This is a genomic window from Spirillospora sp. NPDC046719 (genome assembly GCF_040645715.1).
GTDB lineage: Bacteria > Actinomycetota > Actinomycetes > Streptosporangiales > Streptosporangiaceae > Spirillospora.
Genome location: NZ_JBEYYT010000319.1, coordinates 1 through 11,276 on the forward strand (window position 1 = coordinate 1; position 11,276 = coordinate 11,276).

Below are 11,276 nucleotides of genomic sequence, written 5' to 3' on the forward strand. Positions count from 1 at the left end.
CGTCGCGCGGGCCACCGACGCGCGGCTCACCGAGGTGCTCACCCACCACGTCGACCTCGACGCCGGGTTCGGTCCGGCGGACTGGCCCGCCGGCTACGTCGCCCGGATGCTCCCGAACATCGTCGCGTCGTACGCCCGCCGCGACGGGGCGCCGCGCCTGCGCGTCCACGCCACCGACACGGGCGCCGCCCACGGCGACGGCGACATCGCGGTGTCCGGGCCCGCGTCGTCCCTGCTCGGGTGGCTCATGGGCCGGACGGACGGCCGCGACCTCACCGGCGCCGAGGGCGTCGAGCTGCCGTTCCTCTACTGAGGCACCGCCGGGCACACCGTTCCGCGAGCGGGCGCCTTCAGCGAGATCAGGTAGCCGTCGATCGCGTCCCGCGTGCACGGGCCGCTGTTGTAGACGCCGTGGCCGGAACCCGCGTAGGTGAGCAGCGTGGCCTTGGGGCCGATCTGGCGCGCGACGCTCCGCGCCCACGTGTACGGGGTGGCGGGGTCGTGGACCGCGTTCAGCATCATGACCGGTGCCGCCGTCCGCACATTGAGCCGGTGCTGCGGGTTCGCGACGGGCTTCGGCCAGCCGAGGCACGCCGTGAGGGCCATGACCGGGCGGGTGCCGTGCATGTCGGGCGCGATCCGCTCGCTGCTCCGGGAGAGCCGCGCGAACTCGTTGTAGTCGCGGATCGGCAGGTTCCAGTCGGAGCAGAACTGCGCGGTGAAGTTGTCGGTCCCGGTGCCCTCGGCGGCCTTCGCCGGGACGGGCTGGACGGGCTTGCTCGCCTCCAGCGCGGACAGCAGCGAGGCCAGCTTCTCCCAGTCGGGACCGTAGAACTGCTTGTACGTCACGACGAGCAGCTCGAACTCCGTCAGCGCGCGTCCCGGCGTCTGCGGGTCGGCGAGCACCCCGCGCGCGGCGCGGTCCCGCAGGTCGCGCAGGACGGCCCGGACGTCGCGGCCGTGCAGGGCGCAGCTCGCCGTCCGGTCGCACCAGGCGGCGAACTGGTCGAACGAGTCCTGCGCGGCGCCCATCTCGGCGCCGAGGAACGACTGGGCGGACCTCACGTCGTGGTCGATGACGCTCTCCAGCACCAGCGCGCGCACACGGCCCGGGTACGTCTCGGCGTACTCCGCGCCTAGAAGCGTCCCGTAGGAGCTTCCGTGGAAGCTGAGCTTGCTCTCGCCCAGCGCGGCACGGATGGCGTCCACGTCACGGACGGTGCTCATCGTGTCGGCGTGGTCGTAGAGCGGGCCGGTGTGCTCGCGGCAGTCGTCCCTGAGCCGCTTGTTGTAGGCGAGGGTCGCGTCGAAGTCCTTGCGACTCTTGATGTTCGGGTCGGGACGTTCGGCGAGGAGCGCGGCCGAGCAGGTCACGGGGTTGCTGGCGCCGATGCCGCGCGGGTCGAAGCTGACGATGTCGAAGCGCTGCCGGAGCCGCTCGCTGAACCGGTCCATGCCGGTGGTGATCCGCTGGACGCCGGAGTCGCCCGGCCCGCCGGGGCCGAAGACCAGCGTGCCGATGCGGGCGGCCGGGTCGAGGGCCTTGCGGCGCGCGATGGCGAGGCCGAACGTCGGGCCGTCGGGGTGCGCCCAGTCGACGGGGAGCCGCAGGGTCGCGCACTGCGCCTTGCCGTCGTCGCCGCACACCTTCCAGTCGAGGGCGGTACGGGCGCCCACCGAATCCGGCGCGGTGACCGCGGGGTGCGTCCTCGTCGTGGACGCCACCGGTGCCGTGTACGCCGCGGGTGCCGCGGGTGCCGCGGGTGCCGACCTGGGCGACAGCGGGACGGCCGCGCCGGCGAGCACGAGGCCCGCCGCCGCTGCCGCGCCCATGGCGAGCCGCCTGTGCTTGCGCTGCATGGATGTCCTTCCGGGAGGGACGTGAAGAGGGGGTCCGCCGGATCGGCGGAGGATCGTCCGGGGCGGCCGGGGAGCGCCCGGCGGCCGGGGACCGCAAGATCACGCTAGGCCGCGCTCCCGGCGCGCGGCAGGGTGACCAGGGACGGTTCAGGGTGCGGTCAGGGACGCCTCAGGGTCGCCCGCCCAACGGCTCCGCCAAGACTCCGGGACGGAACAGGCGCGGCCCCGGGACGGAACAGGCACGGCTCCGGCACGGCCTCGGGGCGGAACCGGCACGGCTCCGGCACGGTCAAGGGGCACGGCTCCGGGACACGGTCCCGGCCGTCCCGGCGGCCGGTCCCCGGAGCCGTTTCGCGGCGTTGTCGGAATCCGCCCGTAAACGGCGTCCGCGATTGTGGCGGACGACAATTGTTGCGAGCGGTGGTCGGAATGAGTCGCGTGACTCAGCGGCCGTCCAGATCTCCGTTCCGGACGGAACGCAGGAGCGTCCGCCACTGCGCGGCGTCGAGCGCGAGCGTGCCGGCGGCGAGGTCGCGGGAGTCGCGGATCAGCACCGCCGGGCCCGCCGCCGCGACCTCCACGCAGTCGTTCTTGTCGCCGCTTCTGCTGCCCTTGCGCCAGTTCAGCGCGGCCCCCGGAGCCGACCGATAGACCATCCAGCAACCCTCCATTCGGTGCCGGCGGTACCGCCTCGCGACCGATCGGGCCGGGGGCACCCGCCGGTGAGAAGCCAAGCAGGGCACAGCGAACCACGACCTTGTGGAAATTTTCCCGATCACGAGTGTAAACGGTTCCAGTTATCCCGCCTACAAGGGAACACAAGATCACGCTGCGTGCTATGCGGGCCACCCGGCCTGGGGTTGGAGGCGGAAGGGCGTCACCTCCCGTCGCGGTCGATTCGCTCCACAGGAAAGGGGCGTCAGGCCATCAGGTCCTCGGCGGTCCGGCGGAGCAGCGCGATGGACTCCTCGGCGGAGAGCGCGTCCTCCAGCAGCAGCTCGAAGGTGTCGCGGTACTCGGTGATCCGGTCGTCCTCGCCGGTGATCATCGCACTGCTGCCGGACCGGCCCTCGAGGAACAGCACGTCATCGAGGTCGCCGTCGAACTCCAGCAGGGTGAACGGCCCTTCGAGGCCGAGGTGCGCCCCCGCGCTGAACGGGATGATCCGGACGGTCAGCAGGTCGTCGGACTCGGCCTGGTCCGCGATGGCGCGCAGCTGGGCGGGCATGATCCCGGGGTCGGCCTTGATCCCGACATGGCGCCGGATGACCGCCTCGTCGACGATGTAGAGCTGGCGCGGCGGGTGCTCGCGCTTGGCCAGCTCCTCCTTGCGCTGCATGCGCAGCTTCACGCCCATCGCCCGCGCCTGCGGGGACACCTTGGCGGTCGCGAGGACCTCCGCGTACTCGCGGGTCTGCAGGAGCCCGGGGATCACCGAGCCGTGGAAGTGCCGGATGTAGGCGGCGCCGGCGGCGTACCCCACGTAGTTGAGGAAGTTCGGGTCGAACTCGCCCCGGTAGGCGTTCCACCAGGCCGGCTCGCGGGCGCCGCGCGCCAGCGCCTGCAGCCGCTCCTGGCGTCCCTCCGAGGTCACCTCGTAGACGTTGAGGAGGGCCTGCAGGTCGGTCCGGGTGATGGCGTTCTTGCCGCCCTCGACCCGGATGAGCTTGGACGGGGACCATTCGAGCTGCCGGACCACCTGCTCCTGCGTCAGCCCCTTCTCCTTGCGGAGGCGGACGAGCTCGGTGCGCAGCAGCGCGCTCTGGACGATGGGCCCCTGATCACTGGTCATATGACGGCTCACTCTGCGTAGTTGTCGCCACCTCACCGCATGCTACCTGGCAGAGAGCAAGATGTCAGGACGCATGCCAACACTTCGACACCTGACTCACCGGTCGAGCGGGAATGTCAAGGCCCGATGTCCGCGGTGACCCGGAATCTTCGGGCGATCAGCAGGTTTCGGCGTGCTGTATGTCGGTAGACTATGTTGTAATGTGCCAGGTAGCAGAATAGCAGCAACCTTCCCGCAAGAGGGCGGCTCGCTACCTCATAACAGACACGATCCTGACACAGGGTGAATACGCGGCGGGGGCCTCCGCGGCCGCCCGGTGGACGGGAGCGAGAACGGAACCGCACGACCCGGCGGCTCGGGCAGCGCCGCCGGACGGGGAGCACGGGGAGGCGATCCACGGAACGGCGCTTTTCGGTAATTCCATAAGAACAGAAAGAGTCGCCCCCGCCTTCGGACGATCACCGGTTGCGAGCCAAGACGATCGGCCGAAAAGGCGGGAGGCGACTCCTCGGCACCGCCGGGCACCTCGCACCGGGTCTGCGGGCCCTCCTGCGCAGATGCGGGAACACCGTACTGACCTGGTGAAACGTGCTCTGCGGACGCCCCCAGTCTAACCGCGATCACGCGGCATGGGCCATAGGTGAACGCGACTTCGGCATCGGCCCGTCCTCTCCCGCCGCCCCCGGCACTGAGGACGCAATGGCACGGCGTTGCCCGGAGACGCGATTCGAGGCATGGGGTTCATCGACATGTCAGAAATGCAGAACCGTCCCCCGACCTTTGTCTTTCTCCTCATTCACCGGCACTCTTCCCCGCACGTCCCGCCCCTTCCGTCCTGGAGCCCGCGCCCGGCCGCCGCCGGCCGGGCCGTCCCGCGGCGGGGGTGGTGATGGACGAGCGCACGCACGTGCACGACCCCGACGCCGCCGCGTTCTCCACGGCCGGCTCCACGGCCGGCGCCGCCCTCCGCACAGCGGCGGGCGGAGCCCACCGGCCCGTCGCGCCTCACGCCGCCGCGGGCGGCAGGGCGGGCTCCGTGGCGCGGTCCGCGGCCGACGGGACGCCCCGTCCCGAGCCGGGCGGCCCGCGGCCTCCCGCGCGGCCGGGGTTCTGGGCCTCGCTCGCGCCGCTGGAGCAGGCCGCGTTCCTCGCGGCCGCGCACGACGCCGAGTACCCGATCGGCGAGGTGCTGTGGCGCGAGGGCGACGCCGCCGACCACCTCCTCGTGATCCGCTCCGGCGCGGTCCGCATCTGCGTCGACCGGGACGGCTGCGAGCGGATCGTCGCTTTCCGCGGCCCCGGCGACATCATCGGCGAGCGCGCCGCGCTGCTGCTGCGGCGCCGGTCGGCGACCGTCGTCGCGGTCGACACCGTCCGCGCCCTGCGGATGACCACCCAGGAGTTCGCCGTCTACCTGACCGCGCACCCGCGGGTGGTCGCCCTCGTGGAGAAGGAGGTGTACGACCGGCTCACCGAGCGCGTGTTCCCGGCGCAGGGGCAGGCCCGCGCCGCCGCGACGGCGCTCGACCCGTACACCGGAACGAGCGCCTACGCCGCCATCACCCCGTACGACGACGACGGCGTCCTGTCCCCATACGCCGCGTACGGGGAGTACGGCGCGAACGGCACGTCTGCTACGCGCGCGCCGGAGCCCGCGCTGCGCGTGGTGCCTTCCTACTCACAGCCGACGCAGCCCATGTCCGTCCCTGTAGGCGCGTACGCCACCGCCCTGAAGGAGCCTCCAGCGCGACGGCCGTGGACGGGCCACATGTGCTCCATCATGTTCGTCGACATAGCGTCCTTCAGCGCGCCGTACCGCACCGACATGGACCGGCTGGAGGTGCGCCGGATCATGTACGAGCTGCTGTGGGAGGCGTTCGCGGACTCCGACGTCCCCTGGGACGAGTGCCACCGCGAGGACCGCGGCGACGGCGCCCTGATCATCGTCCCGCCCGAGACCCCGGCCGCCGCCGTCGAGCCGGTCGTCGCGCGGCTCGCCGCGTCGCTGCGCCGCCACAACCGGACCGCGCCGGAGGGCGTCCGCATCCAGCTGCGGGTGGCGCTGCACGTCGGGCCGGTGACCGCTGACCCGCAGGGCGTGTCCGGCTCGTCGGTGATCCACGCGGCCCGGCTGCTGGACGCCCGCCCGCTCCGCCAGCGCCTCGCCGAGACCCGCGCCGACCTCGCCTTCGTCGCGTCCGCGTTCGTGTACGAGACGGTGCTCGCGCACGCGCCCGGCCACGACGCCGCGCGCTACGCGCCGTTCACGTGCCGGGTGAAGGAGTCGCGGCTCAAGGGCTGGATCCGGGTCGCGGAGGGCGGTCCACACGACTGACCGGCGACCACGCGGCCGGTCAGGACTCGCGCGGGATGCGCAGGACGAAGCGGGCGCCGCGGTCGCTGTCCTCGACCTTCAGCGTGCCGCCGTGCGCCTTGGCGATCTCGCGGGCGATCGGGAGGCCGAGGCCGGTGCCGTTGGCGTCGCGGGCCTTGCCGGCCTTGAGCCGCGCGAACCGCTGGAAGACGACCTCGCGGTCCTCCTCGGCGATGCCGGCGCCGTCGTCCATCACCTCCAGGACGGCGACGCCGTCCTCGTCGCGGACGGTGATGTCCACCTGCGACTCGGCGTGCCGCTCGGCGTTGTCCAGCAGGTTCGTGAACAGCCGGACCAGCCGCAGCCGGTCGCCGCGCAGCTGCACGCCCTCCTGGAGGTGCGGGACGATCCGCTTGCTGCGATCCGAGCGGGCCAGCTCGATGGTGACCATGGCGGCGAGGTCGATCGTCTCGGTGTCCTGCCAGGCGCCCGCGTCAAGCCGGGCGAGCTGCAGCAGGTCGGTGACGATGGCCTGCAGCCGGTCCAGGGTCTGCAGGACGGTCCGGGCCGTGCGCGGCCAGTCGGTGTCGTCGGCGTACAGCAGCGCCTCCTCCAGCTGTGTGCGCGCGGCGGCGATCGGGCTGCGCAGGTCGTGCGAGGCGTCGGAGGTGAAGCCGCGCTGCTTGGCGAGCGCCGCGTCCAGCCGGTCGAGGGTCGCGTTGACGGCCTCGGCGAGCCGCCGGATCTCGTCCCGGTTCTCCGGCACGGTGACCCGCCGGCCCGACTTGCTCGCGGTGATCTCGGTCAGCTCGCGGCGGATCCCGTCGACGGGCGCGAGGGTGCGGTCGACGGTCCGCCACGTGCGCAGCGCGACCAGCAGCACCAGCAGCAGGCCCACGCTGACCACGAAGGTGATCAGCCCGCCGCTGACGAACCAGGGCACGTTCGGCGCTGCGGCGTAGACCTGCCACTCCCCGGACGGCAGCCGGACGGAGAAGTCGATCACCCAGTGGCAGCCGCGCAGGCCGGCCGGCGGGCAGAGCACCTGGGCGTCCTTGAAGCCGGTCGCGGCGCCCGGCCGGAACGTGGCCATCGGCGGCCCGGTCAGCACGCCCGGGGTCCCGGCGACCACGCCGTTCCGCGCGTCCAGCACCTGGACGGCGATGCCGTGCGGCGCGCCGACCTGGCCGTGCACCGGCCGCCGGCGGAACTCCTCGGCGACCTTCATCGCCGCGGAGAGGGCCTGGTTGCGCTTGTACTCGGTGGCGCGGCCGCGCACCCCGACGACGATCATGGCGATGAGCACGGCGCAGATCAGGGCGGCGACCGTCGCGGCAATCACGGTCATCCGCACCCGTATGGACCATGTGCGCCGTCCGTACACCCGACCTCCCGCAGGTGAGGTAATCACCCGCTGGACCGGATTCAGTCCTCGCGCCGGGCGCCCGGCACCCAAGAGAGACAAAAGAAATGGTTGCCCATGACCAGCCGCTGACCTGCGAGGATGATGTTCTCACCTGCCGCGGCGAGATCGTTCGCGGCCGGCCGGACCGGCGGCGAGCCGATCATGAGCCGGCCGGTCGCGGGCCGGCCGATCATGTGCCGGCCGGTCGCGGGCGCACAGGACCGCCGCCGCGGCCGCCACCGCCAGCAGCGCCGCCGCCGACGTCCACAGCGCGTGGTGCAGCCCCCGGACGAACGCCGCCGCCTCCCCGGCGTCCAGCCGTCCCGGCGCGCCGCCGCCCGGCAGGCCCGCGTAGACCAGGGCGCCGAGCACCGCGACGCCGAACACCTGCCCCACCTGCCGCAGCGCGTTCGTCACCGCCGACGCCATCCCGGCCCGCGACGCGTCCACCGCCGACATCGCGATCGTGGTGACCGGCGTCCCGCACAGCCCGATCCCCGCACCGAGCAGCGCGAAGTCCCACCAGACGGCGCCCGTCCCGGTGCCCGGCGCGAGGCGCAGCAGGCCGAGCGTCGCGCCGCCGCCGACCAGCAGCCCCGCGACGAGCAGCGCCCGCTCCCCCACCCAGTGGACGAGCCGCCCCGACAGCGTCGCGGCCACCGCGTAGGCGACGCCGATCGCCGACACCTCCAGCCCCGCGCCGACCGGCGAGCGGCCCTGGACCTGCTGGAAGAACGCGCTGAAGTAGACGATCGCGCCGACGAACGCGAAGAACACCACGAGCGCCACCAGGTTCGCGGCGGCGAACCGGGGCCGCAGAAACAGCGTCACGTCCACCAGAGGCTGCGGGGCGCGCCGCTCCCACCAGGCGAAACCGGCGAGCGCGGCGGCCCCGCCGGCGAAGGCGAGCAGGACGGGCGCCGACGTCCAGCCCTCGTCCTGCCCCTGGATGGCCGCGAACGCCGGCAGCGCCACCCCGGCGGTGGTCAGCGCGGCGCCCGGCCAGTCGAACGGCCCGCGCGCCGCGTCCGGCCGGGGGACGCGCGGGACGAACCGTCCGGCGGCGGCGACCAGCACGGCGGCGAGCGGCACGTTCAGCAGGAACACCCACCGCCAGCCGAGCCCGGCGACGATCAGCCCGCCGAGCGGCGGCCCGACCGCCAGCGCGAGCCCGGACGCGGTGGACCACAGCCCGATCGCCATCGCGCGGCGCCGGCCGTCCTCGAACACCGTCCTGACCAGCGTCAGGCTGCCCGGCACCAGCAGCGCCGGGCCGAGCCCCTGCAGGACGCGCCCGGCGAGGAGCGTCCCGGTGGCCGGGGCGAGGCCGGTGACCAGGGAGCCCGCGCCGAACACCGCCGTCCCGGCCATGAACAGCCCCTTGCGGCCGAGGCGGTCCCCGAGCGTGCCGCCCGCGACGAGGAGGCTCGCGTAGACCAGCACGTAGGCGTCCACGACCCATTGCAGCGCCGCGGGCCCCGCGTGCAGGTCGCGGCCGATCGTCGGGAGCGCGACGCTGACGACCGTGGTGGACACGACGGCGAGGAACAGCCCCACGGCCGCGACCGCGAGCGTGCCCCACGCGTCCGCCGGGCCGGCCGGTGCCGCCGGCGCGGACGCCTCCGCCGAAACGGGAGATTCTGCGCGCATGCCACCAGCGTGCGTCCCGAGTCGGCCAGAAGTCCAAGAGCTGGATGGTCTCGCTGTTAGCATCCCCGGTTATGGAGCTTCGCCAGCTGGAGTACTTCGTGGCGGTCACCGAGGAGGCGAGCTTCACCAAGGCGGCCGCGAAGCTGCACGTCGCGCAGCCCGGCGTCAGCGCGCAGATCCGGCAGCTCGAACGCGAGCTCGGGCAGCCGCTGCTCGACCGCTCCGGGCGGACCGTCCGGCTGACCGAGGTCGGCGCCGCCGTCCTGCCCTACGCGCGGGCCGCGCTCGCCGCCGTCGAGGGCGCGAAGCTGTCGGTGGACGAGCTGACCGGCCTGCTGCGCGGGCACGTCACCATCGGCACCATCGACTGGATCGCCTCCCTCGACCTGCCCGGCCTGCTCGCCGGGTTCCACCGCGACCACCCCAACGTGGAGATCACCGTCGTCCAGGACGAGTCGGCGTCGCTCGCCGAGGCGCTGCTCGCCGGGCGCACCGACCTCGCGTTCCTCAGCCTCGGCGCCGAGCCGCCGCCCGGGATCGCCGTCCAGCCCGTCATCGAGCAGGACCTGTTCGCCTCGATGTCCCGCGACCACCCGCTGGCCGGGCGCTCGTCGATCACGCTGCGCACGCTCGCCGAGCAGGACCTCGTCAGCCTGCCGAAGGGCACCGGGCTGCGCGCCGTCCTGGACGAGGCGTGCGCGGCCGCCGGCCTGCGCCCGCGGATCGCGTTCGAGGCCGGCGAGCCGCCCGTCCTCGCCCAGCTCGCCGCGCACGGGCTGGGCGTGGCGGTCCTGCCGGAGTCCGCCACCGCGATCCGGGCGGACGAGCTGGCGTCGATGCCGATCGTCCGGCCCCGGCTACGCGGCCGGATCGCGCTGGCGTGGCGGGCGGAGGGGCCGCGCGGCCCGGCGGCGCGGGCGCTGATCGCCCGCGCCCGAGCCGCGCTGCCCTCCCTCTCTTGAAAGCCGCGCCGTCCTAGGCGCTCGCCTTCAGGACGGTGTGCAGGACGTCCGGCTTGTTGGTGACGACGCCGTCCACCCCGAGATCGACCGCCTTGGCCATCTTCGTCTTGTTGTTGACGGTCCAGGTGAGCAGCCGCAGGTGCGCGGCGTGCACCTGCTTGACGTAGGACTTCGTCAGTTCGCCGTAGGACGGGTTGACGAGGTCCGCGTACGCGGCGACCTTCTTCAGGTCCTTCGCCTTCGGCATGCCGAGCAGGGCCGTCGGGACGCCGGGCAGGTCCTTGTGGAACCGCTTGACCGACGGCCAGTCGAACGACTGCACCACCAGCCGGCTCTGCGCGGGCGCGCCCTTCGCCCCGAGCCAGTACGACCGGTGCCGCTTGAGCGCCGCGGCGACCCGCCCCTCGATCCCCGGATACAGCGCGGGGCTCTTCAGCTCCAGCAGCATGCCGGCGCCGGTGCCGCCCATCGCGCCCAGCACCTCGTCCAGCGTCGGGACGCGCTCGCCCTTGTACTTCTTGGCGTACCACGACCCCGCGTCCAGCTTCTTGATCTGCTTGAGCGTGAGCTGCGAGACCTTCCAGGGCTTCAGCTTCGGGTAGACGTGCTCCACGTCGGTCGTCCTCGCCAGCGTGGAGTCGTGCATGATGACCAGCTTGTGGTCCTTCGTCTGCTGGACGTCGAGCTCGAACATGTCCGCGTGCCGGGCCCTCGCCTGCTGGAACGACGCGATGGTGTTCTCCGGCGCGTACTCGGACGCGCCGCGGTGCCCCACGTCGAGGACCCTGTGCGCCGCCGCCTCCCCCCGGGCCATCGGGACGACCGGGACGACGGGCACGGGAGCGAGGGCGGTACGGGGCGGGAGGAGGGGAGTCGGTTCGGCGGCGGCCGCCGTCGCGGAACCGGTGCTCACGGCCGCGGTCAGGACGACCGTGAACGCGAGACCATGCCGACGGGACATTGTCACCTCTCGGGGAGCCGGGGGTTGCCTGCCCTCGACCATCGATCCGGCCGATGACACCCGGGTTACGAGTCAGTAGCAGACCATGTACACAGGGTGACATTACGCAACCGGAGCGTGCGATACGAGCCGGACACGGCCATTTCCCCAGATCGACTCACGCGTCGCCTTGCGGCGGTTCCTCTCGCGGCCCGGCCCCGCCCGACCTCGCGCTCTTCGCCGCCTTCGCCAGCACCAGCGCCCCCAGCAGCACCCGCCCCCCGCGCCGGAACGGGCGCAGCGGGCGCGGGAACCGGGCGCGCCGCGGCCCCTCCGCGTCCGGCGCCGGCGCC

The 11,276-nt window shown here is 73.2% G+C and carries 9 protein-coding genes; 3 read left to right on the forward strand and 6 right to left on the reverse strand.

What is annotated here, in order from left to right; translation table 11 throughout:
* Positions 1 to 313 (forward strand): DinB family protein (locus ABZ914_RS36820; protein WP_500198959.1); only part of this gene is annotated, 313 nt, incomplete at its 5' end.
* On the opposite strand, the gene ABZ914_RS36825 is transcribed toward ABZ914_RS36820, so the two are convergent.
* The 3 genes from ABZ914_RS36825 to ABZ914_RS36835 form a co-directional block, all read right to left on the reverse strand.
* Positions 307 to 1,860: an alpha/beta hydrolase gene (locus ABZ914_RS36825; RefSeq protein ID WP_500198960.1), complete on the reverse strand. Its 1,554-nt coding sequence runs from the start codon at positions 1,858 to 1,860 to the stop codon at positions 307 to 309. The two genes, ABZ914_RS36820 and ABZ914_RS36825, sit on opposite strands and share 7 nt — an antisense overlap.
* Positions 1,861 to 2,303: 443 nt before the next feature.
* On the reverse strand, positions 2,304 to 2,516 hold the full coding sequence (locus ABZ914_RS36830; protein WP_190866030.1) for a DUF397 domain-containing protein: 213 nt from the start codon (positions 2,514 to 2,516) through the stop codon (positions 2,304 to 2,306).
* 263 nt (positions 2,517 to 2,779) lie between these two features.
* Positions 2,780 to 3,652: a helix-turn-helix domain-containing protein gene (locus ABZ914_RS36835; protein WP_500198963.1), complete on the reverse strand. Its 873-nt coding sequence runs from the start codon at positions 3,650 to 3,652 to the stop codon at positions 2,780 to 2,782.
* 889 nt (positions 3,653 to 4,541) lie between these two features.
* On the opposite strand from ABZ914_RS36835, the gene ABZ914_RS36840 reads away from it, so the two are divergent.
* Positions 4,542 to 5,987 (forward strand): cyclic nucleotide-binding domain-containing protein, encoded by a 1,446-nt coding sequence (locus tag ABZ914_RS36840; RefSeq protein ID WP_500198965.1) that lies wholly within the window; start codon positions 4,542 to 4,544, stop codon positions 5,985 to 5,987.
* Positions 5,988 to 6,006: 19 nt separating this feature from the next.
* On the opposite strand, the gene ABZ914_RS36845 is transcribed toward ABZ914_RS36840, so the two are convergent.
* Complete coding sequence (locus tag ABZ914_RS36845) at positions 6,007 to 7,314, reverse strand: sensor histidine kinase (protein ID WP_500198967.1); 1,308 nt, start codon at positions 7,312 to 7,314, stop codon at positions 6,007 to 6,009.
* Between the two features lie 165 nt (positions 7,315 to 7,479).
* A complete protein-coding gene (locus ABZ914_RS36850) occupies positions 7,480 to 9,021 on the reverse strand; it encodes an MFS transporter (protein ID WP_500198969.1) in 1,542 nt (513 codons plus the stop codon).
* A 71-nt stretch (positions 9,022 to 9,092) separates the two neighbouring features.
* Here ABZ914_RS36850 and ABZ914_RS36855 point away from each other — a divergent pair, with 71 nt between their 5' ends.
* Complete coding sequence (locus ABZ914_RS36855) at positions 9,093 to 9,983, forward strand: LysR family transcriptional regulator (RefSeq protein ID WP_387032911.1); 891 nt, start codon at positions 9,093 to 9,095, stop codon at positions 9,981 to 9,983.
* 13 nt (positions 9,984 to 9,996) lie between these two features.
* Here the strand turns inward: ABZ914_RS36855 and ABZ914_RS36860 are convergent, their stop codons facing one another.
* Positions 9,997 to 10,944 carry a glycerophosphodiester phosphodiesterase gene (locus ABZ914_RS36860; protein ID WP_500198971.1) on the reverse strand — a complete coding sequence of 316 codons (948 nt, stop codon included), beginning with the start codon at positions 10,942 to 10,944 and terminating at the stop codon, positions 9,997 to 9,999.
* Between the last annotated feature and the right edge of the window lie 332 nt (positions 10,945 to 11,276).

Coding starts and splice junctions, on each gene's coding strand:
- ABZ914_RS36850 (WP_500198969.1), bottom strand. CDS start 9,021: ATGCGCGCAGAATCTCCCGTTTCGGCGGAGGCGTCCGCGCCGGCGGCA.
- ABZ914_RS36845 (WP_500198967.1), bottom strand. CDS start 7,314: ATGACCGTGATTGCCGCGACGGTCGCCGCCCTGATCTGCGCCGTGCTC.
- ABZ914_RS36830 (WP_190866030.1), bottom strand. CDS start 2,516: ATGGTCTATCGGTCGGCTCCGGGGGCCGCGCTGAACTGGCGCAAGGGC.
- ABZ914_RS36855 (WP_387032911.1), top strand. CDS start 9,093: ATGGAGCTTCGCCAGCTGGAGTACTTCGTGGCGGTCACCGAGGAGGCG.
- ABZ914_RS36825 (WP_500198960.1), bottom strand. CDS start 1,860: ATGCAGCGCAAGCACAGGCGGCTCGCCATGGGCGCGGCAGCGGCGGCG.
- ABZ914_RS36835 (WP_500198963.1), bottom strand. CDS start 3,652: ATGACCAGTGATCAGGGGCCCATCGTCCAGAGCGCGCTGCTGCGCACC.
- ABZ914_RS36860 (WP_500198971.1), bottom strand. CDS start 10,944: ATGTCCCGTCGGCATGGTCTCGCGTTCACGGTCGTCCTGACCGCGGCC.
- ABZ914_RS36840 (WP_500198965.1), top strand. CDS start 4,542: ATGGACGAGCGCACGCACGTGCACGACCCCGACGCCGCCGCGTTCTCC.